The 22,704-nt window shown below is 61.8% G+C and carries 25 protein-coding genes; 24 read left to right on the top strand and 1 reads right to left on the bottom strand.

Annotation, left to right across the window (positions count from 1 at the left end; genetic code table 11):
- The first annotated feature begins 2 nt into the window (after positions 1–2).
- The 5 genes from tgt (at position 3) to AYB31_RS09810 (ending at position 5,153) form a co-directional block, all read left to right on the top strand.
- Entirely contained in the window at positions 3–1,121 is a 1,119-nt protein-coding gene (gene tgt / locus AYB31_RS09830) for a tRNA guanosine(34) transglycosylase Tgt (protein ID WP_068828315.1), read from the top strand.
- Between the two features lie 126 nt (positions 1,122–1,247).
- Positions 1,248–1,589 (top strand): preprotein translocase subunit YajC, encoded by a 342-nt coding sequence (yajC, locus tag AYB31_RS09825; RefSeq protein ID WP_068828147.1) that lies wholly within the window; start codon positions 1,248–1,250, stop codon positions 1,587–1,589.
- Positions 1,590–1,649: 60 nt separating this feature from the next.
- Entirely contained in the window at positions 1,650–3,518 is a 1,869-nt protein-coding gene (gene secD / locus AYB31_RS09820; RefSeq protein WP_068828145.1) for a protein translocase subunit SecD, read from the top strand.
- Between the two features lie 13 nt (positions 3,519–3,531).
- Entirely contained in the window at positions 3,532–4,437 is a 906-nt protein-coding gene (secF, locus tag AYB31_RS09815) for a protein translocase subunit SecF (protein WP_068828143.1), read from the top strand.
- A 176-nt stretch (positions 4,438–4,613) separates the two neighbouring features.
- Positions 4,614–5,153 (top strand): glycine zipper 2TM domain-containing protein, encoded by a 540-nt coding sequence (locus AYB31_RS09810; protein WP_068828142.1) that lies wholly within the window; start codon positions 4,614–4,616, stop codon positions 5,151–5,153.
- A gap of 53 nt (positions 5,154–5,206) precedes the next feature.
- On the opposite strand, the gene suhB is transcribed toward AYB31_RS09810, so the two are convergent.
- Positions 5,207–6,022 (bottom strand): type III secretion system regulator SuhB, encoded by an 816-nt coding sequence (gene suhB / locus AYB31_RS09805; protein WP_068828140.1) that lies wholly within the window; start codon positions 6,020–6,022, stop codon positions 5,207–5,209.
- A 147-nt stretch (positions 6,023–6,169) separates the two neighbouring features.
- Between suhB and trmJ the strand changes: the two genes are divergently transcribed.
- From trmJ to der, 19 genes are all read left to right on the top strand, one after another.
- Positions 6,170–6,949 (top strand): tRNA (cytosine(32)/uridine(32)-2'-O)-methyltransferase TrmJ, encoded by a 780-nt coding sequence (gene trmJ / locus AYB31_RS09800; protein WP_068828138.1) that lies wholly within the window; start codon positions 6,170–6,172, stop codon positions 6,947–6,949.
- Positions 6,942–7,721: a serine O-acetyltransferase gene (gene cysE, locus AYB31_RS09795; protein WP_068828136.1), complete on the top strand. Its 780-nt coding sequence runs from the start codon at positions 6,942–6,944 to the stop codon at positions 7,719–7,721. Before trmJ ends, cysE begins: the two co-directional genes overlap by 8 nt.
- A 133-nt stretch (positions 7,722–7,854) precedes the next feature.
- Positions 7,855–8,346 carry a Fe-S cluster assembly transcriptional regulator IscR gene (gene iscR, locus AYB31_RS09790; protein WP_068828133.1) on the top strand — a complete coding sequence of 164 codons (492 nt, stop codon included), beginning with the start codon at positions 7,855–7,857 and terminating at the stop codon, positions 8,344–8,346.
- A gap of 31 nt (positions 8,347–8,377) precedes the next feature.
- The gene (locus tag AYB31_RS09785) at positions 8,378–9,592 is read left to right on the top strand and encodes an IscS subfamily cysteine desulfurase (RefSeq protein ID WP_068828131.1); all 1,215 of its coding nucleotides are present in this window, start codon (positions 8,378–8,380) and stop codon (positions 9,590–9,592) included.
- Positions 9,593–9,639: 47 nt separating this feature from the next.
- Entirely contained in the window at positions 9,640–10,026 is a 387-nt protein-coding gene (gene iscU / locus AYB31_RS09780) for a Fe-S cluster assembly scaffold IscU (protein ID WP_068828129.1), read from the top strand.
- 16 nt (positions 10,027–10,042) lie between these two features.
- On the top strand, positions 10,043–10,366 hold the full coding sequence (gene iscA / locus AYB31_RS09775) for an iron-sulfur cluster assembly protein IscA (protein ID WP_068828126.1): 324 nt from the start codon (positions 10,043–10,045) through the stop codon (positions 10,364–10,366).
- A gap of 8 nt (positions 10,367–10,374) precedes the next feature.
- Positions 10,375–10,896: a co-chaperone HscB gene (hscB, locus tag AYB31_RS09770; RefSeq protein WP_068828124.1), complete on the top strand. Its 522-nt coding sequence runs from the start codon at positions 10,375–10,377 to the stop codon at positions 10,894–10,896.
- Positions 10,897–10,937: 41 nt separating this feature from the next.
- Complete coding sequence (gene hscA / locus AYB31_RS09765; protein WP_068828122.1) at positions 10,938–12,806, top strand: Fe-S protein assembly chaperone HscA; 1,869 nt, start codon at positions 10,938–10,940, stop codon at positions 12,804–12,806.
- On the top strand, positions 12,806–13,147 hold the full coding sequence (gene fdx, locus AYB31_RS09760; protein WP_068828120.1) for an ISC system 2Fe-2S type ferredoxin: 342 nt from the start codon (positions 12,806–12,808) through the stop codon (positions 13,145–13,147). The genes hscA and fdx overlap by 1 nt, the downstream gene beginning before the upstream one ends.
- A gap of 14 nt (positions 13,148–13,161) precedes the next feature.
- Positions 13,162–13,362 carry a Fe-S cluster assembly protein IscX gene (gene iscX / locus AYB31_RS09755; RefSeq protein WP_068828119.1) on the top strand — a complete coding sequence of 67 codons (201 nt, stop codon included), beginning with the start codon at positions 13,162–13,164 and terminating at the stop codon, positions 13,360–13,362.
- A 93-nt stretch (positions 13,363–13,455) separates the two neighbouring features.
- Entirely contained in the window at positions 13,456–13,887 is a 432-nt protein-coding gene (gene ndk / locus AYB31_RS09750) for a nucleoside-diphosphate kinase (RefSeq protein WP_043308688.1), read from the top strand.
- A 24-nt stretch (positions 13,888–13,911) separates the two neighbouring features.
- Positions 13,912–15,054, top strand: coding sequence for a 23S rRNA (adenine(2503)-C(2))-methyltransferase RlmN (gene rlmN / locus AYB31_RS09745; protein ID WP_068828118.1), 1,143 nt, complete (start codon positions 13,912–13,914; stop codon positions 15,052–15,054).
- A gap of 14 nt (positions 15,055–15,068) precedes the next feature.
- Complete coding sequence (gene pilW / locus AYB31_RS09740; protein ID WP_068828117.1) at positions 15,069–15,830, top strand: type IV pilus biogenesis/stability protein PilW; 762 nt, start codon at positions 15,069–15,071, stop codon at positions 15,828–15,830.
- Positions 15,830–16,825, top strand: coding sequence for a RodZ domain-containing protein (locus AYB31_RS09735; RefSeq protein ID WP_082805264.1), 996 nt, complete (start codon positions 15,830–15,832; stop codon positions 16,823–16,825). The genes pilW and AYB31_RS09735 overlap by 1 nt, the downstream gene beginning before the upstream one ends.
- Positions 16,826–16,833: 8 nt before the next feature.
- On the top strand, positions 16,834–17,946 hold the full coding sequence (gene ispG / locus AYB31_RS09730) for a flavodoxin-dependent (E)-4-hydroxy-3-methylbut-2-enyl-diphosphate synthase (RefSeq protein WP_068828113.1): 1,113 nt from the start codon (positions 16,834–16,836) through the stop codon (positions 17,944–17,946).
- A 13-nt stretch (positions 17,947–17,959) separates the two neighbouring features.
- Entirely contained in the window at positions 17,960–19,246 is a 1,287-nt protein-coding gene (gene hisS / locus AYB31_RS09725; RefSeq protein ID WP_068828111.1) for a histidine--tRNA ligase, read from the top strand.
- Between the two features lie 33 nt (positions 19,247–19,279).
- The gene (locus AYB31_RS09720) at positions 19,280–19,915 is read left to right on the top strand and encodes a tetratricopeptide repeat protein (RefSeq protein ID WP_082805263.1); all 636 of its coding nucleotides are present in this window, start codon (positions 19,280–19,282) and stop codon (positions 19,913–19,915) included.
- Positions 19,908–21,059, top strand: coding sequence for an outer membrane protein assembly factor BamB (bamB, locus tag AYB31_RS09715; protein WP_068828106.1), 1,152 nt, complete (start codon positions 19,908–19,910; stop codon positions 21,057–21,059). The genes AYB31_RS09720 and bamB overlap by 8 nt, the downstream gene beginning before the upstream one ends.
- A 68-nt stretch (positions 21,060–21,127) precedes the next feature.
- Positions 21,128–22,618, top strand: a complete 1,491-nt coding sequence (der, locus tag AYB31_RS09710; RefSeq protein ID WP_068828104.1) for a ribosome biogenesis GTPase Der — start codon at positions 21,128–21,130, stop codon at positions 22,616–22,618.
- Positions 22,619–22,704 lie beyond the last annotated feature (86 nt).

Below are 22,704 nucleotides of genomic sequence, written 5' to 3'. Positions count from 1 at the left end.
ATATGTCCTTTGAGCTGCTGGCCACTGACGGTCGTGCCCGTCGTGGTCGCCTGACCTTTCCGCGCGGCGTGGTCGAAACTCCGGCCTTCATGCCTGTGGGTACCTATGGCACGGTCAAGGGCATGCTGCCGCGCGACGTCGAGGCGATTGGCGCGCAGATCATCCTCGGCAATACCTTCCACCTGTGGCTGCGTCCGGGTACCGAGGTGATCAAGCGGCACGGCGACCTGCACGATTTCATGCAGTGGCAGGGGCCGATTCTCACCGACTCCGGCGGCTTTCAGGTGTTCAGCCTGGGCGCCATGCGCAAGATCAAGGAGGAGGGGGTGTATTTCTCCTCGCCGGTGGATGGCGCCAAGGTGTTCATGGGGCCGGAAGAATCCATGCAGGTGCAGCGTGACCTGGGTTCGGACATCGTGATGATCTTCGACGAGTGCACCCCGTACCCGGCCGACTTCGATGTGGCCAAGCGTTCCATGGAACTGTCGCTGCGCTGGGCCAAGCGATCGAAGAATGCCCACGAGGGCAATCCCTCGGCGCTGTTCGGCATCGTTCAGGGCGGCATGCACGAGGAGCTGCGCCTGCGCTCGCTGGAAGGCCTGTGCGAGATCGGTTTCGACGGCCTGGCCATCGGCGGCCTGTCCGTGGGTGAGCCGAAGGAAGAGATGATTCGCGTGCTGGATTTCCTGCCGCCGCATCTGCCGGCAGACAAGCCGCGCTACCTGATGGGTGTGGGCAAGCCGGAGGATCTGGTAGAGGGTGTGCGCCGCGGTGTGGACATGTTCGACTGCGTGATGCCGACGCGTAACGCTCGCAACGGTCACCTGTTCACCGAGACCGGGGTGGTCAAGATTCGCAACTCGGTACACAAGCATGACGACTCGCCGCTGGACCCCAGCTGCGATTGCCATACCTGCACACACTTCTCCCGTGCCTATCTGCACCACCTGGATAAATGCGGCGAAATGCTGGGAAGCATGCTCAATACCATCCACAACTTGCGCCATTATCAGCGCCTGATGGCTGGTTTGCGCGAGGCAATTCAACAGGGTACATTGGCCGACTTCGTCGATGCCTTCTATGCCAAGCGCGGCCTGCAAACGCCGCCGCTGGAGCCCTGAGCTGCATCAGTATTGAAATCGGGCTAGCGCCACCCCATTAAACGGTGGTCCAGCTCGCCCGCCCCTGCCGCGTGCAGGTGCCGATAATAAATAGTTCGCTTTCCAGACCTTTGATAGGAGTTTTCCATGAGCTTTCTGATTCCAGCCGCCTATGCCGACGCCGCTGCTCCGGCTGCTGCCGCTGGTCCCGCCGGTAGTGGCTTCGAGTGGGTGTTCCTGATCGGCTTTCTGGTGATCTTCTATCTGATGATCTGGCGTCCCCAGGCCAAGCGCGCCAAGGAGCACAAGAACCTGCTCGGCGGCCTGCAGAAGGGCGACGAGGTGGTGACCAGTGGTGGCATCGCCGGCAAGGTAACCAAGGTTGCCGACGATTTCGTGGTGATTGAGGTTTCCGACAGCGTCGAACTGAAATTCCAGAAGCAGGCCATTGCGGCGACCCTGCCGAAGGGCACGCTGAAAGCCATCTAACGATCTTTTGTTCACCACTACGGGGCGCTTTCAGCGCCCCGTGTCATAACGGGCGGCGTCATGCTCAATAAATTCCCCCTGTGGAAGTACCTGCTGATCCTGGTCTTGCTGGTGGTCGGCTTCATTTATTCCGCACCCAATCTTTATCCGGATGATCCGGCCATCCAGTTCAGTGGCGTCAGCACTGCGACGCAAATCAGTCAGGGTGACGTCGATCGCGTCAGCCAGGCGCTGGGCGCTGCTGGCCTGACGGTCAAATCGGCCGAGCTGACCAAACAGGGCAAAGGTGCCTTGCTGCGTCTGGCCAAGCAGGACGATCAACTGCCGGCCAAGGAGCTGGCGCGCAAGGTGCTCGGCGACGATTACGTCGTCGCTCTCAACTTGGCGCCGACCACGCCCGATTGGCTGCGCAGCCTGGGTGCCGGCCCGATGAAGCTGGGCCTGGACCTGTCCGGCGGCGTGCACTTCCTGCTGGAAGTGGATATGGACAAGGCGCTGAGCTCTCGTCTCAAGGTCTACGAAAGCGAGGTCAAGAGCCTACTGCGCAAGGAGCGAGTGCGTTATCGGAGCCTGCCGCAGCAGGAAAATGCCTTCCTGCTGGGCTTTGCTGATACCGAGCAGCTCGAGCGGGCGCAAAGCCTGATTCGCAAGAACTTCAACGACTTCGAGCTGACCAGCGAGGAGCGTGGCGGGCAGCAGGTACTGCGTCTGGCCATGACCCAGGCCAAGCTGACCGAGATCCGCGAGTACTCGATCAAGCAGAACCTGACTACCGTGCGCAATCGGGTCAACGAACTGGGCGTCGCCGAGCCGCTGGTGCAGCGTCAGGGCGCCAACCGCATTGTGGTCGAGCTGCCGGGTGTGCAGGACACGGCCGAGGCCAAGCGTATCCTCGGCAAGACCGCCAACCTGGAATTCCGTCTGCAGGCCGATGTCGATGCCTCGCGCGCTTCCACCGAAGCCTTCGAGTTTCGCGAGTCGGGTCGTCCGCCGGTGGAGCTGGAGCGCAGCCTGATCATCACCGGTGACCAGGTCACCGATGCCCAGGCCAGCTTCGACGAGAATGGCCGCCCGCAGGTGAATATCCGTCTCGACGGCCATGGCGGCGATCTGATGAATCGCGCGACGCGCAACAATGTTGGGCGCAGCATGGCGGTGATCTTCATCGAGCAGAAGCCGCTGACCCGCTATGTCAAGCAGGTGGTCGACGGCGTCGAGAAGGAAGTGCCGGTCCAGACCTTCAAGGAAGAGAAAAAGATCATCAGTCTGGCGACCATTCAGTCGCCGCTGGGCAGTCAGTTCCGCATCACCGGCCTCAATGGCCAGGGTGAATCCTCCGAGCTGGCGCTGCTACTGCGTGCCGGTGGCCTGGCGGCGCCGATGTACTTCGCCGAAGAACGCACCATTGGCCCGAGCCTGGGTGCGGACAACATTGCCAAGGGTATCGATGCATCGCTCTGGGGCATGCTCTTCGTCTCCCTGTTCATCATCGCCATCTACCGCTTCTTCGGTCTGCTGGCCACGGCTGCCCTGGGCCTGAACATGGTGGTGCTGTTGGCGCTGATGTCGGCGCTGGGGGCGACTCTGACCCTGCCGGGTATCGCCGGTATCGTGCTGACCATGGGTATGGCGGTGGATGCCAACGTGCTGATCTTCTCGCGCATTCGCGAGGAAATCGCCAATGGCATGTCGGTGCCGCGCGCCATTCATGAAGGCTTTGATCGGGCCTTCTCGGCGATCATCGATGGCAACCTGACCACGCTGCTGGTGGGTGGCATCCTGTTTGCCATGGGTACCGGGCCGGTCAAGGGTTTTGCCGTGACCATGTCGCTCGGCATCATCACCTCGATGTTCACCGCTATCTTCGTGACCCGTGCCATGGTCAACCTGATCTTCGGTGGTCGTGACTTCAAGAAGCTGTGGATCTAAGGGGCGCGCTGCGATGAAACGTGTAATCAACTTCATGGGCATTCGCCATATCGCGTTTGCCCTGACCGTGCTGCTGACCCTGATCTCGCTTGGCAGTCTGGCGATCAAGGGGCTCAATTTCGGCCTGGACTTTACTGGCGGTACTCTGATCGAGCTGTCCTACGAGCAGCCTGCCGATCTGGCCAAGGTGCGCAGTCAACTGGCCGAGGTCGGCTATGGCGGTGCCGTGGTTCAGCATTTTGGGGCTACCACCGATGTGGTGGTGCGCCTGCAGGGTGATGATCCGCAGCTGGGTAACAAGCTGGCGGCCGATCTGGCCAAGGTGAGTGGCGAGGCGTTCAGCGTCAAACGTGTGGAGTTCGTTGGCCCGGCTGTGGGTGAGGAGCTGCGTGACCAGGGCGGCCTGGGCATGCTCCTGGCGCTCGGTGGCATCCTTGTCTACGTGGCTTTCCGCTTCCAGTGGAAATTCGGCTTCGGTGCCATCGTCTCGCTGATCCACGACGTGATCGTTACGCTCGGGGTGTTCTCCTTCTTCGAGATTCCCTTCGACCTCACCGTGCTGGCAGCGGTACTGGCGCTGATCGGTTACTCGCTGAACGACACCATCGTGGTGTTCGACCGTATCCGCGAGAACTTCCGTGTGCTGCGCAAGGCCGAGCTGATCGAGAACATCAATATCTCGACCACTCAGACCCTGCTGCGCACCATGGCGACCTCGCTGTCCACGCTGCTGGCCATTGCTGCGCTGATGGTATTCGGCGGCGAGAACCTGTGGGGCTTCTCCCTGGCGCTGTTCATCGGTGTGACTGCGGGTACCTACTCCTCGGTGTACATCGCCAGCATTCTACTGATCTGGCTGAAGCTGACGCGCGATGACCTGATTCCGCCGGTGGTGGAAGAGGTCGACGAACGCCCTTGATGGGTATGTAGTCAGCGAGAGGCCCGGCATCTGTCGGGCCTCGTCGTTTCTGGGCTGTGACACCTGTCCCATTTGTCGGCGCTGCCTTGCGTTTCGAGGAACTCGGTCCAAGCTGGAGCCTCCAAGGCTTGGAGCGAGGGCGGAAAAGACGCTCGAAAAAGCCTGAGGAGGGCGAGATGAACAAGTCGATGATCGTGGGTGCGGTGCTGGGTGCGGTGGGTGTTACTGCCGGCGGTGCAGTCGCCACTTACAGCCTGGTCAGCGGCCCAAGCTACGCCGAAGTGCTGGCCGTGCAGCCAGTCAAGGAAACCATCAAGACCCCGCGTGAGGTGTGCAAGGACGTCGCGGTAACGCGTCAGGCTCCGGTCAAGGACCAGCATCAGATCGCCGGTACTGCCATCGGTGCAGTGGTGGGTGGCCTGTTGGGTAACCAAGTCGGTGGTGGTAATGGCAAGAAGATCGCCACCGTGGCCGGTGCGGTTGGTGGCGGCTACGCCGGCAACAAGGTGCAGGAAGGCATGCAGGAGCGTGACACCTATACCACTACTGAAACCCGCTGCAATACGGTGATGGATGCGAGCGAGAAGGTGGTCGGCTACGACGTGAAGTATCAGTTGGATGGCAAGGTTGGTCAGGTGCGCATGGATCGTGATCCGGGCAACCGGATTCCGGTCAATGAGCAGGGGCAGCTGGTGCTGGTGCAGCAGGCCCAGTAAATACCAGGTATAAAAAAACCGCCCTTGTGGGCGGTTTTTTTATTGGGCGTTTATCAGCGCTTCATCGACGGCGCCAGGTGCGGCTGGATGGCGGTGAGGACGGCCTTGAAGCACTTGGTGTTGCCGGCAACGATCTGGCCCTTCTCAAGGAAGTCGTGGCCGCCGCTGAAGTCGCTGATCAGGCCGCCCGCTTCCTGGATCAGCAGGGCGCCGGCTGCCATGTCCCATTCGGACAGACCGAACTCCCAGAAGGCGTCGTAGCGGCCAGAGGCTACATAAGCCAGGTCCAGGCTGGCGGCGCCGGCGCGGCGGATGCCGGCGGTCTGGCCGACCAGGCTGCGGAACATGCCCAGGTAGTTGTCCAGGTTGTCGACCTGATCGTTGCGGAAGGGGAAGCCGGTGCCGAGCAGGGCGCCGTCCAGGCTCTTGCGATTGCTCACGCGGATGCGGCGACCGTTGACGGCTGCGCCGCGGCCACGGCTGGCGGTGAACTCTTCCTGGCGCACCGGGTCGAGCACCACGGCGTGCTCCAGGCGGCCACGGTATTTGCAGGCGATGCTGACGGCGAAGTGCGGCACGCCGCGCAGGAAGTTGGTGGTGCCGTCCAGTGGGTCGATGATCCACTGGTAATCGGCGCCTTCGCCGGTGCCGGCAATGCTGCCGCCTTCCTCGCCGAGGAAGCCGTGGGTCGGGTAGGCCTTCTGCAGCGCTTGGATGATGGTTTGCTCGGCGGCGCGATCGACTTCGCTGACGTAGTCGTGGGCATCCTTCTCGTTGACCGAGATGACGTCCAGGCGTTCGACGGAGCGGATAATCAGTTCGCCGGCACTGCGCGCAGCGCGCAGCGCGATATTCAGCATAGGCTGCATGGAAGGTTCACCTGGGTCGTTAAAGAAGAAAGCCGAGCATTCTAACAGACTAGCTTTTTCTGCGCAGCCGGTACGTCGTAGTGCATGGCATTGGGCTGTGGCCTTCTGTAACATTCATGGCCCTTTCGCATCCTCGGCGGAGCAGGCGTGCTGCAGAATATTCGTGTGGTTCTGGTCAATACCAGTCATCCCGGCAACATAGGCGGCGCCGCGCGGGCCATGAAGAACATGGGCCTGTCGCGTCTGGTGCTGGTCGATCCTGAGGACTTCCCCAGTGGTGAGGCGGTGGCGCGCGCCTCAGGCGCTACCGATATCCTTGACTCGGCGGTTGTGGTCTCGACTCTTGAGGAGGCTTTGGTCGGTTGCAGCGTGGCGCTCGGTACCAGCGCGCGTGACCGGCGCATCCCCTGGCCGCTGCTGGATCCGCGTGAATGCGCGACGACCTCTCTGCAGCATGTGGAGCAGGGTGGTGAGGTGGCTCTGGTGTTCGGGCGCGAATATGCCGGGCTGACCAATGATGAGCTGCAGCGCTGTCAGTTTCATGTGCATATCCCCTCGAATCCGGAGTTCAGCTCGCTGAACCTGGCGGCCGCAGTGCAGGTGCTGGCTTATGAGGTGCGCATGGCCTGGTTGGCGGCGCAAGGGCAGCCAACCAAGATGAGCAAGCTGGAAACGACGGCAATGCTCAATACCCAGCCGGTGACCACGGATGAGCTGGAGCTTTTCTATGGCCATCTCGAGAGTACGCTGGTGGATATCGGCTTCCTCGATCCGGCCAAGCCGCGTCACCTGATGTCGCGGCTGCGTCGCTTGTATGGGCGCTCGGGCATCAGCAAGCTGGAAATGAACATTCTGCGTGGCATCCTCACGGAAACCCAGAAGGTGGTGCGCGGCGAGCCCCACAAGCGGAGAGAAGACGATGTTTGAGCGTATGCGCGAGGATATCCAGAGTGTGTTCCATCGTGATCCGGCGGCGCGCAATGCCTTCGAGGTGGTGACCTGCTATCCGGGGTTGCATGCCGTGTGGTTGCATCGCCTGGCGCATGCGCTGTGGGGTGGCGGCTGGAAGTGGTTGGCGCGCCTGGTATCGAACTTCGGACGCTGGCTGACCGGGATCGAGATTCATCCGGGGGCGAAGATCGGTCGGCGCTTCTTCATCGATCACGGCATGGGCATCGTCATCGGTGAAACTGCGGAAATCGGCAACGATGTGACGCTCTACCAGGGGGTGACTCTGGGTGGTACCAGTTGGAATAAAGGCAAGCGTCACCCGACCCTGGAAGATGGTGTGGTGGTCGGTGCCGGTGCCAAGGTGCTCGGTCCCTTTACCGTCGGTGCGGGTGCCAAGGTCGGCTCCAATGCTGTGGTGACCAAGGAGGTGCCGGCTGGGGCTACCGTGGTCGGGATTCCGGGGCGGATCATTGTCAAGAGTGACGACGAGCAGGAGGCCAAGCGCCAAGCGATGGCCGAGAAGCTCGGCTTCGATGCTTATGGTGTCAGTCAGGACATGCCTGATCCAGTGGCGCGCGCCATTGGTCAGTTGCTCGATCACCTGCATGCCGTCGACGGTCGTCTGGAGGGCATGTGCTCGGCGCTCAAGGCGCTGGGCAGCGATTACTGCGCGAAAGACCTGCCGGTGCTGCGTGACGAAGACTTCGCTGACGTGTGCAAGGAGCAGGGCGACAAGCCGGCTGCCTGAGATTGCGTAGTCTGCTATGATTCGCGCCCCGTTGCGTTGCTAAATCCGACTATTTTGATTGGTCTTATAGTTGACCTAAATAGTCGGAAAAGGCGATAATCGTCGCAACTCAGTTCACCCGTGGTGCGAAACCATGCGTCTGACCACTAAAGGCCGCTACGCCGTTACCGCCATGCTCGATCTGGCGCTGCATGCCCAGAGCGGGCCTGTGTCGCTGGCGGATATCTCCGAGCGGCAGGGTATTTCCCTGTCCTATCTGGAGCAGCTTTTCGCCAAGCTGCGGCGCGGCAATCTGGTCAGCAGTGTGCGCGGCCCCGGTGGCGGCTATCAATTGTCGCGGGATATGCGTGTGATCCAGGTGGCTCAGGTCATCGATGCGGTCAATGAATCGGTCGATGCCACGCGTTGCCAGGGCATGGGCGATTGCCATTCCGGCGATACCTGTCTGACCCACCACCTGTGGTGCGATCTCAGTCAGCAGATTCACGAGTTTCTTAGCGGCATCAGCCTGGCTGATCTGGTGACCCGGCGCGAAGTGCAGGAAGTTGCCCAGCGTCAGGATCAGCGTCGCTGCAACGGCAGGATGCCGCAGTTGGACAAGATAGAAGCGTCCGCCATCGAGTGAGCAGGGCGCCTGCCTGAATAGGAGATACCTGATGAGATTGCCGATTTACCTCGATTATTCCGCCACCACTCCGGTTGATCCGCGCGTTGCGCAAAAGATGAGTGAGTGCCTGCTGGTGGATGGCAACTTTGGCAACCCGGCCTCGCGCTCCCATGCCTTTGGCTGGAAGGCTGAAGAGTCCGTGGAGAATGCTCGCCGCCAGGTCGCCGAGCTGGTCAATGCCGACCCGCGCGAGATCGTCTGGACCTCCGGTGCTACCGAGTCCGACAACCTGGCCATCAAGGGTGTTGCGCACTTCTATGGCAGCAAAGGCAAGCACATCATCACGTCGAAGATCGAGCACAAAGCGGTGCTGGATACGACTCGCCAGCTGGAGCGCGAAGGCTTCGAGGTCACCTACATTGAGCCGGGTGAAGACGGCATCGTAACTCCGGCCATGGTCGAGGCGGCGCTGCGTGAGGACACCATTCTGGTGTCGATCATGCACGTCAACAACGAGATCGGCACCATCAACGACATCGCCGCCATTGGTGAGCTGACCCGCTCGCGCGGTGTGCTGTTCCATGTCGATGCGGCACAGTCCACCGGTAAGGTGGCAATCGACCTGGAAACCATGAAGGTCGACCTGATGTCCTTCTCCGCCCACAAGACCTACGGCCCGAAAGGCATTGGCGCGCTCTATGTGCGCCGCAAGCCGCGCGTACGTCTGGAGGCGCTGATTCACGGTGGCGGTCATGAGCGCGGTATGCGTTCCGGCACCCTGGCGACTCACCAGATCGTTGGTATGGGCGAGGCCTTCCGTATTGCCAAGGAAGAGATGGTTCAGGAAAACCAGCGCATCCTTGCTCTGCGCGACCGCTTCTACAAGCAGGTCGAGGGCATGGAGGAGCTGTATATCAACGGCAGCATGACTCAGCGCGTGCCGCACAACCTGAACCTGAGCTTCAACTACGTGGAAGGCGAGTCGCTGATCATGGCGCTCAAGGATCTGGCGGTTTCCTCCGGCTCCGCCTGTACCTCGGCCTCCCTCGAGCCTTCCTATGTGCTGCGTGCGCTGGGGCGTAATGACGAACTGGCACACAGCTCGATTCGCTTCACCTTCGGTCGCTTCACCACCGAAGAAGAGATCGATTACGCCGCCAGCAAGGTGGCCGGTGCGGTGAACAAGCTGCGTGAGCTGTCGCCGCTGTGGGATATGTTCAAAGAGGGTGTCGACCTGTCCAAGGTCGAATGGCAGGCACACTGAGTTTTAGTCGCCTGTAGAGCGGCACCTGATGAGAGAGGAATTGCACCATGTCGTACAGTGAAAAGGTCATCGATCATTACGAAAATCCGCGCAACGTTGGCAAGATGGACGCCGAGGACCCGGACGTCGGTACCGGCATGGTCGGTGCGCCGGCCTGTGGTGACGTGATGCGTTTGCAGATCAAGGTCAACGAGCAGGGTGTCATCGAAGACGCGAAGTTCAAGACCTACGGTTGTGGTTCGGCCATCGCCTCCAGCTCCCTCGCCACCGAGTGGATGAAGGGCAAGACCCTGGATGAAGCCGAAACCATCAAGAACACTCAGCTGGCCGAAGAACTGGCGCTGCCGCCGGTGAAGATTCACTGCTCCGTGCTCGCCGAAGATGCCATCAAGGCCGCTGTACGCGACTACAAGCAGAAGAAAGGTCTGCTCTGATATCCGAGGAATTGCTATGGCCATCACCATGACCGAAGCCGCAGCCCGCCATGTGCAGCGCTCCCTCGATGGGCGCGGCAAGGGCGAGGGTATACGCCTGGGTGTGCGCACCACGGGCTGCTCCGGCCTGGCTTATGTGCTGGAGTTCGTCGATGAAGTGGCGGGTGAGGATCAGGTGTTCGAAAGTCATGGCGTGAAAGTCATCATCGACCCGAAAAGCCTTGTCTACCTCGACGGCACCGAGCTGGACTTCACTCGCGAGGGGCTCAATGAAGGCTTCAAGTTCAATAACCCCAACGTGCGCGGCGAGTGTGGCTGCGGCGAGAGCTTCAATATCTGAGGCTTTGCGTGGGTAGTCCCTGTCATTTCGCCCTGTTCGAGCTGAAGCCGGATTTCCACCTGGATCTGAGTCAGCTCTCGTCGCGTTACCGCGAGCTGGCCAAGGCCGTGCATCCGGATCGCTTCGCCGATGCGTCCGAGCGTGAGCAGCGCCTGGCGCTGGAGCGCTCGGCGAGCCTCAACGAGGCCTATCAGACCCTGAAGAGTGCGCCGCGCCGTGCACTTTACCTGCTGGCCTTGCGTGGTCGCGAATTGCCGCTGGAAGTGACGGTGCAGGATCCCGAGTTTCTGCTCCAGCAGATGCGCTGGCGCGAGGAGCTGGAAGACCTGCAGGACAGTGCCGATCTCGCGGGTGTGGCGACATTCAAGAAACGTCTGAAGCTGGCTCAGGATGAGCTGGAGCAAGATTTTGCCACTTGCTGGGATGATGCTTCGCGCCGCGAAGAGGCCGAGCGCCTGGTGCGTCGCATGCAATTTCTCGACAAGCTGGCCCACGAAGTGCGCGACCTGGAAGAGCGCCTCGACGATTAACCCGGCGCAGCTCGTGCTGCGCGCCTGACATTCAGAGCACCATGGCCCTACTGCAGATCGCCGAGCCCGGACAGAGCCCGCAACCCCACCAGCGCCGCCTGGCGGTGGGGATCGACCTGGGTACCACCAATTCGCTGGTCGCTGCCGTGCGCAGCGGTCTTTCCGAGCCGCTGGCTGATGCCGAAGGGCAAGTGATTCTGCCCTCCGCAGTGCGCTATCACGCCGATCGGGTCGAGGTCGGTCAGTCGGCCAAACTGGCCGCCGCGCAGGATCCGCTGAATACCGTGCTGTCGGTCAAGCGTCTGATGGGGAGAGGCCTGGCGGACGTCAAGCAGTTGGGCGAGCAGTTGCCTTACCGCTTTGCCGAAGGCGAGTCGCACATGCCGTTCATCGAGACGGCACAGGGTGTCAAAAGTCCGGTCGAGGTTTCGGCGGATATTCTGCGTGCGCTACGCCAGCGTGCCGAGGATGCCTTGGGTGGCGAGTTGGTCGGTGCGGTGATCACCGTTCCGGCCTATTTCGATGACTCCCAGCGCCAGGCCACCAAGGATGCTGCCCGCTTTGCCGGTCTCAACGTGCTGCGCCTGCTCAACGAGCCAACTGCCGCCGCGGTGGCCTACGGCCTGGATAAGGGCGCCGAAGGCGTGGTCGCCATCTATGACCTGGGTGGCGGTACTTTCGATATTTCCATCCTGCGCCTGACCCGTGGCGTATTCGAGGTGCTGGCCACTGGTGGCGACAGCGCCCTGGGTGGCGACGACTTCGATCATGCCATTGCCAGCTGGATCATCGAGCAGGCTGGCCTGTCCAGTGATCTCGATCCGGCCACCCAGCGCAGTCTGCTGCAGACTGCCTGTGCGGCCAAAGAGACGCTGACGGCTGCCGAGGTGGTCGAGGTGGCTCATGGCGGTTGGTCCGCTCGCCTGACTCGTAGCCAGTTCGAGGAGTTGATCGCGCCTATGGTTGCGCGCAGCCTCAAGGCCTGTCGTCGTGCGGTGCGCGACGCCGATATCGAGATCGATGAGGTCGAGGCGGTGGTCATGGTCGGCGGCTCCACGCGTGTGCCGCGGGTGCGCGCGGCGGTCGGCGAGTTGTTCGGGCGCGAGCCGTTGACCGATATCGATCCGGATCAGGTGGTGGCCATCGGTGCTGCGATCCAGGCCGATACCCTGGCCGGCAATCAGCGTGGCGATGGCGAGGAGCTCTTGCTGCTCGATGTGATTCCGCTGTCCCTCGGCCTGGAAACCATGGGTGGGCTGATGGAGAAGATCGTCCCGCGCAACACCACCATTCCGGTGGCGCGGGCGCAGGACTTCACCACCTACAAGGACGGCCAGACCGCCCTTGCCGTGCACGTGCTGCAAGGCGAGCGCGAGTTGATCAAGGACTGTCGCTCCCTGGCGCGCTTCGAGTTGCGCGGTATCCCGCCCATGGTTGCCGGGGCGGCGAAGATTCGCGTGACCTTCCAGGTCGATGCCGATGGCCTGCTAAGCGTTGCTGCGCGCGAGTTGGGTTCCGGTGTGGAGGCCAGCATCCAGGTCAAACCCTCCTACGGTCTGACCGATGGTGAAATCGCGCGCATGCTGCAGGACTCCTTCAGTCATGCCGGTGACGACAAAGCGGCCCGCGCTCTGCGTGAGCTGCAGGTCGAGGCGCAGCGCCTGGTTGAGGCGGTACAGGCTGCCTTGCAGGTCGATGGCGAGCGTTTGCTCGACGCCGAAGAGCGCATGGTCATAGAGCTGCAGGTGCAGGAGCTGATCGAGCTGATGGGTGGCACTGACGCTCATGCCATCGAGCGGCAGACAAAACAGCTGTCGCAGGTGACCGATGCTTTTGCGGCGCGCCGCCTGGATTCGACGGTGAAAGCCGCACTGGCGGGGCGTAATCTGAATGAAATCGAGGGTAACTGATGCCGCAGGTCATTTTTCTGCCACATGAGAAGTTCTGTCCCGAAGGCATGGTTGTCGAGGCAGAGCCCGGCACGTCCATTCTTGATCTGGCGCATGCGCACCATATCGAGATGGAAAACGCCTGTGGTGGTGTCTGTGCCTGTACCACGTGCCATTGCATCATTCGCGAGGGCTTCGATTCGCTGAAAGAGGCTGACGATCTGGAGGAAGATTTTCTCGATCGTGCCTGGGGGCTGGAGGCGCAGTCGCGCCTCGCCTGTCAGGCGATCGTCGGGACCGAAGACCTGACCGTTGAGATCCCGAAGTACTCGCTCAACCATGCCGCCGAGGCGCCGCACTGATTCAAGGAGTTGTCATGAGCCTGAAATGGACAGATGTGCTGGATATCGCCATCGAGCTGGCCGAGAGCAAGCCGGATGTCGACCCGCGCTACGTCAACTTCGTCGATTTGCACCGTTGGGTGCTGGCTTTGCCCGACTTTTCCGATGATCCCCAGCGTGGTGGCGAGAAGGTGCTGGAAGCCATTCAGTCTGCCTGGATCGAAGAGCGCGACTGAGTAATGGCGCCTCTGGGCGCCTCCCTACGCATTTCCCCTTAACCCGCGTATAATTCGCGGGTTTAATTTTTCGCTTTAACTCTGGAGCTTCACATGGCTGTTCAACGCACTTTCTCCATCATCAAACCCGACGCCGTTGCCAAGAACGTCATCGGTGAAATCACCACCCGTTTCGAGAAGGCCGGCCTGCGCGTCGTCGCTTCCAAGATGGTTCAGCTGTCCGAGCGCGAAGCCGCAGGTTTCTACGCCGAGCACAGCGAGCGTGGCTTCTTCAAGGATCTGGTTGCCTTCATGACCTCCGGTCCGGTCATCGTTCAGGTTCTGGAAGGCGAAGACGCCGTACTGAAGAATCGTGAGCTGATGGGTGCCACCAACCCGAAAGAAGCCGCTGCCGGTACCATTCGCGCCGACTTCGCCGTGTCCATCGACGAGAACGCCGTCCACGGTTCCGATTCCGAGGCTTCCGCAGCTCGCGAAATCGCCTACTTCTTCTCCGCCACCGAGGTGTGCGCTCGCATTCGCTAAGCGCGAGCCGGCGAGGGTGAATCCATGACTGATGCAACCAAGACCAACCTGCTGGGGCTGACCCAGCCAGAACTGGAGAGCTTCTTCGAGTCCATCGGGGAAAAGCGCTTCCGTGCCGGTCAGGTGATGAAGTGGATTCACCACTTTGGCGTCGATGACTTCGACGCCATGAGCAATATCGGCAAGGCCTTGCGCGACAAGCTCAAGGCCTGCGCCGAGATTCGCGGTCCCGAAGTGGTCAGCCAGGATATTTCCAGCGATGGCACCCGCAAGTGGGTGGTGCGCGTGGCATCCGGCAGCTGCGTCGAAACCGTGTATATCCCGCAAGGCGGCCGTGGCACCCTATGTGTGTCGTCTCAGGCCGGCTGTGCGCTGGATTGCAGTTTCTGTTCCACCGGCAAGCAGGGCTTCAACAGCGACCTGACTGCCGCAGAAATCATCGGTCAGGTGTGGATTGCCAATAAATCCTTTGGCACCGTACCGGCCAAGATCGACCGTGCCATCACCAACGTGGTGATGATGGGCATGGGCGAACCCCTACTGAATTTCGATAACGTCGTCGCCGCCATGAATCTCATGATGGATGACCTCGGCTACGGCATTTCCAAGCGCAAGGTGACGTTATCCACCTCCGGCGTAGTGCCGATGATCGACAAGCTGGCGCAGGTTACAGACGTTGCATTGGCGCTTTCGCTACATGCGCCGAACGACGAACTGCGTAACCAGTTGGTGCCGATCAACAAGAAGTACCCGCTGGATGTGCTACTTCCTGCCTGTCGGCGCTATATCGACGGTCTGGGCGACAAGCGCTATCTGACGGTCGAGTACACCCTGCTCAAGGGGGTCAACGATCAGCCTGAGCACGCTGCGCAGATGATCGCACTTCTCAAGGATTTTCCTTGCAAGATCAATCTGATTCCGTTTAATCCCTTCCCCTTCTCCGGTTACGAACGGCCGAGCAACAACGCTATCCGTCGCTTCCAGGATCTGTTGCACAAGGCCGGCTTCAACGTAACCGTACGCACCACGCGTGGGGACGATATCGATGCCGCCTGCGGGCAGCTGGTCGGCCAGGTGCAAGACCGCACCCGCCGTAGCGAGCGTTATATTGCAGTACGTCAGCTGAGCAGCGAGGCCGAAGAGCCGCGCGCAAATAACCGAAATTGAAGGGGAGGGGTTTCATGACTTTGCGCGCTGCGCTTTATCTGTCGGTTGTCTGTTTGTTGGTAGGTTGTGTCAGAACCGGTGGGTCGGTTGACCCTCTGACCACCGACAAGGGGCGCGATGCGGCGCGTGATGCCTACATTCAGCTAGGTGTTGGACAGCTGCAGCAAGGCTCTACCGAAAAAGCCAAGGATCCACTACGCAAGGCTCTGGAGATCGATCCATCCAGCTCCGAGGCGCATGCCATCCTGGCGCTGGTATTCCAGCAGGAAATGGAACCCACACTGGCGGACGAGCATTTTCGCAAGGCCATCTCCCTCAGCAAAGGCGAGGCCCGCCTGCACAATAACTACGGCAGCTTTCTCTACGAGCAGAAGCAGTACGCCCAGGCTGTGGAGCAATTCACCATTGCATCCAAGGATACGCTCTACACGGAGCGCTCCAGGGTCTTCGAGAATCTGGGGCTGGCGTCGTTACAGCTTGGTCAGCGCGATCAGGCCAAGAAATACTTCACTCGGGCGCTGCGCATGAATAGTGGCCGCCCGATCGCGCTGTTGAATATGGCGCAGATTTCATACGCCGAAGGGCAGTATGTCCCGGCGCAATCCTACTATCAGAGCTTCAGCAAGCAGAGTCGGCAAAGCCCTGAGAGCCTGCTGCTGGGTATTCGCTTGGCTCGGGTCTTCGAAGACCGCGACCAGGCGGCCAGTCTTGGTCTGCAGTTGAAACGCCTCTATCCGGGTACGCCGGAATATCAGCAATACCTCTCGGAGCAGTGATGAAGACCTCGCATCCTGAAGTAGCGACAGCGCATCGGGTCAACCCCGGTGAGACGCTGCGCAAGGTACGCGAAAGCCGCAGTATGGCGCTGGGGGATGTTGCTGCGCAGCTGAACCTTACTGCCCAGGCCTTGCGTCACCTGGAGGCGGGTGACTTCGAGCAGTTGCCTGGGCATACCTTTGCGCGTGGCTATGTCCGCGCCTACGCCAAACTGATGGCTATGGACCCCAGTCGTCTGGTCGATGAATTCGATCAGTACACAGGAACCAATGCCAGCGGAAGCAGCGTTGCCAGCCTGTCGCGTATCGAGGAGCCCGCGCGGGTTTCTCAGGGAATCCTGAAGTTCTTCAGCATCGTCGCGTTGCTGGCGCTTGGCGCTGCCGGTTTCTTCTGGTGGCAGGACCAGGCCCGACGTGTCGACGTCCCCGGCAATGCCGGCCCGGCGCATGTCGAGGTAGAGGCAGCTGATGGTACGGTGGAGATCCACTCCTTGGCCGAGCCAGAAGATCAGGCTGTCGCGGAGGCCCAGAATGCGGAGTCTTCGCTGCCTGCTCCGGATGAGTTGGCGCCTGCCGAGCCTGCTGCCACGGTGGTATCAGATGCAGACGCCGGCGAGACCGTTGTTGCCGTACCGCCTGTTTCCGAAGCTGTTACTCCCGCGCCTGCTGAAACTGTGGACGAGGGCTCTGCGGCGGAGGCTGCTGAGCCTGTTGCCGCAATACCGTCTCCTGCACCTGTCAGCGCGGCCGCCGGCGAAGCTGTAGTCAACCTGCAGTTCACGGCCGATTGCTGGACACAACTGACTGACGCCGATGGCCAGATCCTGCTCAGCTCGCTGAAGCGCCGTGGCGACAGCGTCGAGCTGGCCGGCAAGGCACCGTTGGAGCTGCGCTTGGGCTTTGCCCGGGGCGCGGTGGTGCTGGTCAACGGCAAGCCGGTTGATCTTGCCCCTCATATTCACGGTGAAACCGCCCGCCTCAGCCTGGGGCAGTGAGCCAGACCATGCATTGCGAATCCCCTATCAAACGCCGCCAGTCTCGCAAGATCTGGGTCGGTAACGTACCGGTCGGCGGCGATGCACCCATTGCAGTGCAAAGCATGACCAACACCGAAACCTGCGATGTCGCGGCCACTGTTGGCCAGATCCAGCGGCTCGAGGCTGCCGGCGCCGACATCGTGCGCGTCTCGGTGCCGTCCATGGAGGCCGCCGAGGCCTTTGGCCGGATCAAGCAGCAGGTGAACCTGCCGCTGGTGGCCGATATCCACTTCGATTACCAGATTGCCCTGCGCGTCGCTGAACTCGGGGTCGATTGCCTGCGTATCAATCCGGGCAACATCGGCCGCGAAGACCGCGTCAAGGCGGTGGTCGAAGCCGCTCGCGACAAGGGCATCCCGATCCGTATCGGCGTCAACGCCGGCTCCCTGGAAAAGGACCTGCAGAAGAAGTACGGCGAGCCGACTCCCGCGGCGCTGGTCGAGTCCGCGCTGCGTCATGTCGAGCATCTGGATCGCCTGAACTTCCCCGACTTCAAGGTCAGCGTGAAAGCTTCCGACGTGTTCATGGCGGTGGAGGCATACCGGCTGCTGGCCAAGCAGATCGAGCAGCCGCTGCACCTGGGCATCACCGAGGCGGGTGGCCTGCGTTCCGGCACCGTGAAGTCGGCTGTGGGGCTGGGCATGCTGCTGGCCGAAGGCATCGGCGACACCATCCGCATCTCCCTGGCCGCCGATCCGGTGGAGGAGATCAAGGTCGGTTTCGATATCCTCAAGTCCCTGCGTCTGCGCTCGCGCGGCATCAACTTCATCGCCTGCCCGAGCTGCTCGCGGCAGAACTTCGATGTGGTCAAGACCATGAACGAGCTGGAAGCGCGGGTGGAAGACCTGCTGGTGCCGCTCGACGTCGCGGTGATTGGCTGCGTGGTCAACGGGCCGGGCGAAGCCAAGGAGGCCCACATCGGCCTCACCGGCGGTACGCCGAACAACCTGGTCTACATCGATGGCGCCCCGGCCTCGAAGCTGAATAACGACAACCTGGTGGATGAGCTGGAAAAGCTGATCCGCCGCAAGGCGGCCGAGAAGGTCGAGGCCGACGCGGCAGTTATCGCCCGCGGCTGACAAAGGAAGATTCGTGAGCAAGTCCCTGCAAGCCATCCGTGGCATGAACGACATCCTGCCGGCGCAAACCCCTGCCTGGCGCTACCTGGAAGGCACCCTGGCCAAGCTGCTGGGCGGCTACGGCTATCAGGAAATCCGCCTGCCCATCCTCGAGTTCACCGAGCTCTTCGCGCGTGGTATCGGTGAAGGCACCGACGTGGTGGACAAGGAGATGTACACCTTCCTCGACCGTAACGAGGAGTCGCTGACGCTGCGGCCGGAAGGTACTGCGGGCTGTGTACGCGCCGTGCTCGAACATGGCCTCTCCGGTGGCGGCCAGGTGCAGAAGCTCTGGTATGCCGGCCCGATGTTCCGTTACGAGAAACCGCAGAAGGGTCGCTACCGCCAGTTCCACCAGATCGGTGTGGAAGCCTTCAACCTGTCCGGGCCGGACGTCGATGCCGAGCTCATCGTGCTGACCTGGCGCCTGTGGAAGAAGCTCGGTCTGGCAGACTCGGTCAGCCTGCAGCTCAACAGTCTGGGTTCCAGCGAGGCTCGCGCGAACTACCGCGAAGCGCTGGTGGCCTACCTGCAGGAGCGTTTCGAGCAGCTCGACGAGGACAGTCAGCGCCGTCTGACCACCAACCCGCTGCGCATCCTCGACAGCAAGAATGCCCAGACTCAGGCGTTGCTGGTTGATGCTCCGATGTTGGCCGAATACCTGGACGAAGAGTCCAAGTCTCACTTCGAAGGCGTCAAGGCGCGCCTGGATGCGGCGGGTATTGCCTACCAGATCAATCACAAGCTGGTGCGCGGCCTCGATTACTACAACCGCACGGTGTTCGAGTGGGTGACCGACAAGCTGGGTGCCCAGGGCACCGTGTGCGCGGGTGGCCGCTACGACGGCCTGGTTGGCCAGTTGGGCGGCAAGCCCACTCCGGGTGTCGGCTTCGCCATGGGCGTCGAGCGCCTGGTGCTGCTGCTGGAAACCCTGGAGCTGCTGCCGTCCGAGCTGGAGCAGTCCGCCGACCTGTACCTGTGCGCCTTCGGTGAGGCGGCCGAAGTGGCCGGCCTGAGCCTGGCCGAGCGTCTGCGTGATGCGCTGCCGGGGCTGCGCCTGCTGGTCAACAGTGGCGGGGGCAGCTTCAAGAGTCAGTTCAAGAAGGCTGACAAGAGCGGCGCACGCTTTGCCCTGATTCTGGGTGAGGACGAACTGGCTGCCCGCGTGGTAGGTTGCAAACCCCTGCGCGACGACGCGCAGCAACAGAACATTGCCTGGGATGCTCTAGCCGAGCATCTCGCCGCCTGCCTGCAGGCTTGAGAACAAAGCGAATAAGGAGTCACCGCGGTGAGCATGACCGAAGAAGAACAGATTGCGCAGATCAAGGAGTGGTGGCAGCGCAACGGCAAGCCTCTGCTGACTGGCGGCGCGCTGGCCTTGGTGCTGGTGTTCGGCTGGCAGGCCTGGCAACAGTACCAGACCAATCAGGCTCAGAGCGGCTCGGCGCTGTATCAGCAGTTGCTGGAAACCAGCCTGACACCCTCCGGACAACCGGATATCGGCAAGGTCACCGAGCTGGCCGGCAAGCTGAAGAGCGAGTTTGGCGGTAGCCACTATGCCCAGTACGCCAGCCTGTTCGTCGCCAAGCTGGCCGTGGAGAACAACAAGCTGGACGACGCCGTCGCTGAGCTCAAGCCGCTGCTGGACAAACCGGCCGACGCCACCATCGACGAGATCGCACGTCAGCGTCTGGCTCGTGTGCTGGCCGCTCAGGGCAAGGCCGAAGACGGCCTCAAGCTGCTCGATGGCAAGGTCGATGGCGCCTGGCTGGCCAGCCGCGAAGAGCTCAAGGGCGATCTGCTGGTGCAGCTCGGTCGCAGCGACGAGGCCCATGCGGCCTACCAGAAGGCCAAGGAGTCTCTGGCCGAGGATGCCGCCGTTGGTGGTCTGCAGATGAAACTCGATGACCTGGCTAAAGGGGATGCCTGACGTGATGCGTTGGAAGAATGCCGCAGTGCTGGCCCTGGCCGTAATGGCCGTGGGTTGCAGCAGCAACAGCAAGAAGGAACTGCCACCGGCCGAGCTGCCCGACATCCAGGAAGAAGTGCGCCTGGATGCCCAGTGGAGTCGGTCCATCGGTGACGGCCAGGGCGATCTGTACAACCTGCTGACCCCAGCTGCCGACGGTGAGCGTCTGTTTGCCGCCTCTGCCGACGGTGAAGTGGTGGCGCTGGATCGTCTGACCGGCGACAAGTTCTGGGAAGTCGAGCTTGATCTGCCGATTTCCGGTGGCGTCGGTGCCGGCTACGGCCTGGTACTGGTCGGCACCCTCAAGGGTGAGGTCATTGCCCTCGACGCCAGCAGTGGCGAAGAGAAGTGGCGCGCCCGTGTGACCAGCGAAGTGCTCTCCGCTCCGGCTACCAACGGCGATGTTGTCGTGGTACAGACCCAGGATGATCGTCTGATCGCCTTCGATGCCAGTACTGGGCAACAGCGCTGGATCTACGAGAACAGCCCGGCAGTCCTGACCCTGCGCGGCACCAGCAGCCCGGTGATGACCAATCGCCTGGTCATGGCCGGCCTGTCCAGTGGCAAGGTCCTGGCCCTCGACGCCAGCCGCGGCTTCCCGGTCTGGGAGCAGCGTGTGGCCGTGCCCCAGGGCCGCTCCGAGCTGGAGCGTGTGGTCGATATCGACGGCAACCTGCTGCTCTCCGGCGGCACCCTGTACGTGGTGACCTACCAGGGCAAGGTGGCGGCCATCGACGTGGACAGCGGTCGTCCGCTGTGGAACCGTGATGCCTCCAGCTACAGCGGCCTGGCCCAGGGTTTCGGCAGCGTTTACGTGAGCCTGTCCGCCGGCGCCGTTGAAGGCGTCGACGAGCGCTCCAATTCCGCACTGTGGAACAACGACGCCCTGGCCCGTCGCCAACTGTCGGCCCCGGAAGTGTTCTCCAGCTATGTGGCGGTGGGCGACTTCGAGGGTTATCTGCACCTGCTGAGCCAGGTGGATGGCCATTTTGTCGGTCGCGAGAAGATCGATGGCGACGGCCTGCGTGCCCGTCCCCTGGTGATCGGCGACTGGATCTACGCTTACGGCAACAGCGGCAAACTGGTCGCTCTGACCATCCGCTAAGCTGAGTTGCAAAGTCCGGCCGCTGCCGCTCGACGGCAGCGGCCTTTGTGTTTTCTGAGGAGGAGCCAATGGTTCCGGTTATCGCCCTGGTGGGCCGTCCCAATGTGGGCAAGTCGACGCTGTTCAACCGTCTGACCAAGACCCGTGATGCCATCGTCGCCGAGTACGCGGGGCTGACCCGTGATCGTCAGTACGGCGAAGCCAAGTGGCAGGGGCGTACCTACATCGTCATCGATACCGGCGGCATCTCCGGCGACGAGGAAGGCATCGATGCAAAGATGGCCGAGCAGTCGCTGCAGGCCATCGAAGAGGCCGACGCCGTGCTGTTCATGGTCGACTCCAGAGCGGGTATGACTGCCGCCGACCAGATGATCGCCGAGCACCTGCGCAAGCGAAACAAGCGCCGCTTCCTGATCGCCAACAAGGTCGATACCGTCGACCCGGACATCGCCCGTGCCGAGTTCAGCCCGCTGGGGCTGGGCGATGCCTTGCCGATTGCCGCCTCCCATGGCCGCGGTATCAGCCAGATGCTGGAAGCCGCGCTGGGTATCTTCCCCAAGGATGAGGGCGAAGAGGAGCTGGTCGAAGGCGAAGATGGCGAGCTGGTTGAAGTGGTCGCCGAGGGCCAGGAGCCCAAGCGCATTCCCGGCCCGAGCGAGAAGGATGGCATCAAGATCGCCATCATCGGCCGCCCCAATGTCGGCAAATCGACGCTGGTCAACCGCATGCTCGGCGAAGAGCGGGTGATCGTTTACGACCAGGCTGGCACCACCCGTGACAGCATTTACATCCCCTTCGAGCGGGATGAAGAGAAGTACACCCTGATCGACACCGCCGGCGTGCGTCGTCGCGGCAAGATCTTCGAGGCGGTCGAGAAATTCTCGGTGGTCAAGACGCTGCAGGCCATCCAGGACGCCAACGTGGTGATCTTCGTGATGGACGCCCGCGAAGGCGTGGTCGAGCACGACCTCAACCTGCTCGGCTTCGTGCTGGATAGTGGCCGTGCCCTGGTCATCGCCCTGAACAAGTGGGACGGCATGGAGCCGGGCGAGCGCGATTATGTGAAGACCGAGCTGGAGCGGCGATTGATGTTCGTCGACTGGGCCGACATCCACTTCGTTTCGGCCAAGCACGGCACTGGCGTCGGCAACCTGTACAAGTCGGTGCAGACCGCGTTCAAGGCTGCGGTTACCCGCTGGCCGACCAACCGCCTGACCCAGATCCTCGAGGATTGCGTGCAGGAGCACCAGCCGCCGACCGTCAATGGCCGCCGCATCAAGCTGCGCTATGCCCACCTTGGGGGTGCCAACCCGCCGCTGATCGTGATCCACGGTAACCAGACCGAGGCAGTGCCGAAGTCCTATACGCGCTACCTGGAGAACACCTACCGGCGTGTGCTCAAGCTGGTGGGTACGCCGATTCGCATCGAGTACAAGAGCGGCGACAACCCCTATGAGGGCAAGAAAAACAAGCTCACCGACCGCCAGGTCAACCGCAAGCGCCGCCTGATGAGCCACCACAAGAAGGCCGACAAGAAGCGCAAGGACAAGAAGCGCTGATTCTTGCTGGCTTCACCGAAGGCGTGCCGACACCAGTCGGCGCGCCTTTTTCATATGGGCTGCGACCTGGTCATCCGCTATCCTCG

Origin of the sequence: Pseudomonas sp. BMS12 (genome assembly GCF_001592875.1) — a bacterium.
GTDB lineage: Bacteria > Pseudomonadota > Gammaproteobacteria > Pseudomonadales > Pseudomonadaceae > Aquipseudomonas.
Note: the sequence above shows the minus strand (reverse complement) of the source record. Positions and strands in the feature narration are given on the sequence as shown.

Excerpts from the sequence above, each read along its gene's own strand:
- tgt (WP_068828315.1), top strand. The coding sequence starts at position 3 with ATGTCCTTTGAGCTGCTGGCCACTGACGGTCGTGCCCGTCGTGGTCGC.
- yajC (WP_068828147.1), top strand. The coding sequence starts at position 1,248 with ATGAGCTTTCTGATTCCAGCCGCCTATGCCGACGCCGCTGCTCCGGCT.
- secD (WP_068828145.1), top strand. The coding sequence starts at position 1,650 with ATGCTCAATAAATTCCCCCTGTGGAAGTACCTGCTGATCCTGGTCTTG.
- secF (WP_068828143.1), top strand. The coding sequence starts at position 3,532 with ATGAAACGTGTAATCAACTTCATGGGCATTCGCCATATCGCGTTTGCC.
- AYB31_RS09810 (WP_068828142.1), top strand. The coding sequence starts at position 4,614 with ATGAACAAGTCGATGATCGTGGGTGCGGTGCTGGGTGCGGTGGGTGTT.
- suhB (WP_068828140.1), bottom strand. The coding sequence starts at position 6,022 with ATGCAGCCTATGCTGAATATCGCGCTGCGCGCTGCGCGCAGTGCCGGC.
- cysE (WP_068828136.1), top strand. The coding sequence starts at position 6,942 with ATGTTTGAGCGTATGCGCGAGGATATCCAGAGTGTGTTCCATCGTGAT.
- iscR (WP_068828133.1), top strand. The coding sequence starts at position 7,855 with ATGCGTCTGACCACTAAAGGCCGCTACGCCGTTACCGCCATGCTCGAT.
- AYB31_RS09785 (WP_068828131.1), top strand. The coding sequence starts at position 8,378 with ATGAGATTGCCGATTTACCTCGATTATTCCGCCACCACTCCGGTTGAT.
- iscU (WP_068828129.1), top strand. The coding sequence starts at position 9,640 with ATGTCGTACAGTGAAAAGGTCATCGATCATTACGAAAATCCGCGCAAC.
- iscA (WP_068828126.1), top strand. The coding sequence starts at position 10,043 with ATGGCCATCACCATGACCGAAGCCGCAGCCCGCCATGTGCAGCGCTCC.
- hscA (WP_068828122.1), top strand. The coding sequence starts at position 10,938 with ATGGCCCTACTGCAGATCGCCGAGCCCGGACAGAGCCCGCAACCCCAC.
- fdx (WP_068828120.1), top strand. The coding sequence starts at position 12,806 with ATGCCGCAGGTCATTTTTCTGCCACATGAGAAGTTCTGTCCCGAAGGC.
- iscX (WP_068828119.1), top strand. The coding sequence starts at position 13,162 with ATGAGCCTGAAATGGACAGATGTGCTGGATATCGCCATCGAGCTGGCC.
- ndk (WP_043308688.1), top strand. The coding sequence starts at position 13,456 with ATGGCTGTTCAACGCACTTTCTCCATCATCAAACCCGACGCCGTTGCC.
- rlmN (WP_068828118.1), top strand. The coding sequence starts at position 13,912 with ATGACTGATGCAACCAAGACCAACCTGCTGGGGCTGACCCAGCCAGAA.
- pilW (WP_068828117.1), top strand. The coding sequence starts at position 15,069 with ATGACTTTGCGCGCTGCGCTTTATCTGTCGGTTGTCTGTTTGTTGGTA.
- AYB31_RS09735 (WP_082805264.1), top strand. The coding sequence starts at position 15,830 with ATGAAGACCTCGCATCCTGAAGTAGCGACAGCGCATCGGGTCAACCCC.
- ispG (WP_068828113.1), top strand. The coding sequence starts at position 16,834 with ATGCATTGCGAATCCCCTATCAAACGCCGCCAGTCTCGCAAGATCTGG.
- AYB31_RS09720 (WP_082805263.1), top strand. The coding sequence starts at position 19,280 with ATGACCGAAGAAGAACAGATTGCGCAGATCAAGGAGTGGTGGCAGCGC.
- bamB (WP_068828106.1), top strand. The coding sequence starts at position 19,908 with ATGCCTGACGTGATGCGTTGGAAGAATGCCGCAGTGCTGGCCCTGGCC.
- der (WP_068828104.1), top strand. The coding sequence starts at position 21,128 with ATGGTTCCGGTTATCGCCCTGGTGGGCCGTCCCAATGTGGGCAAGTCG.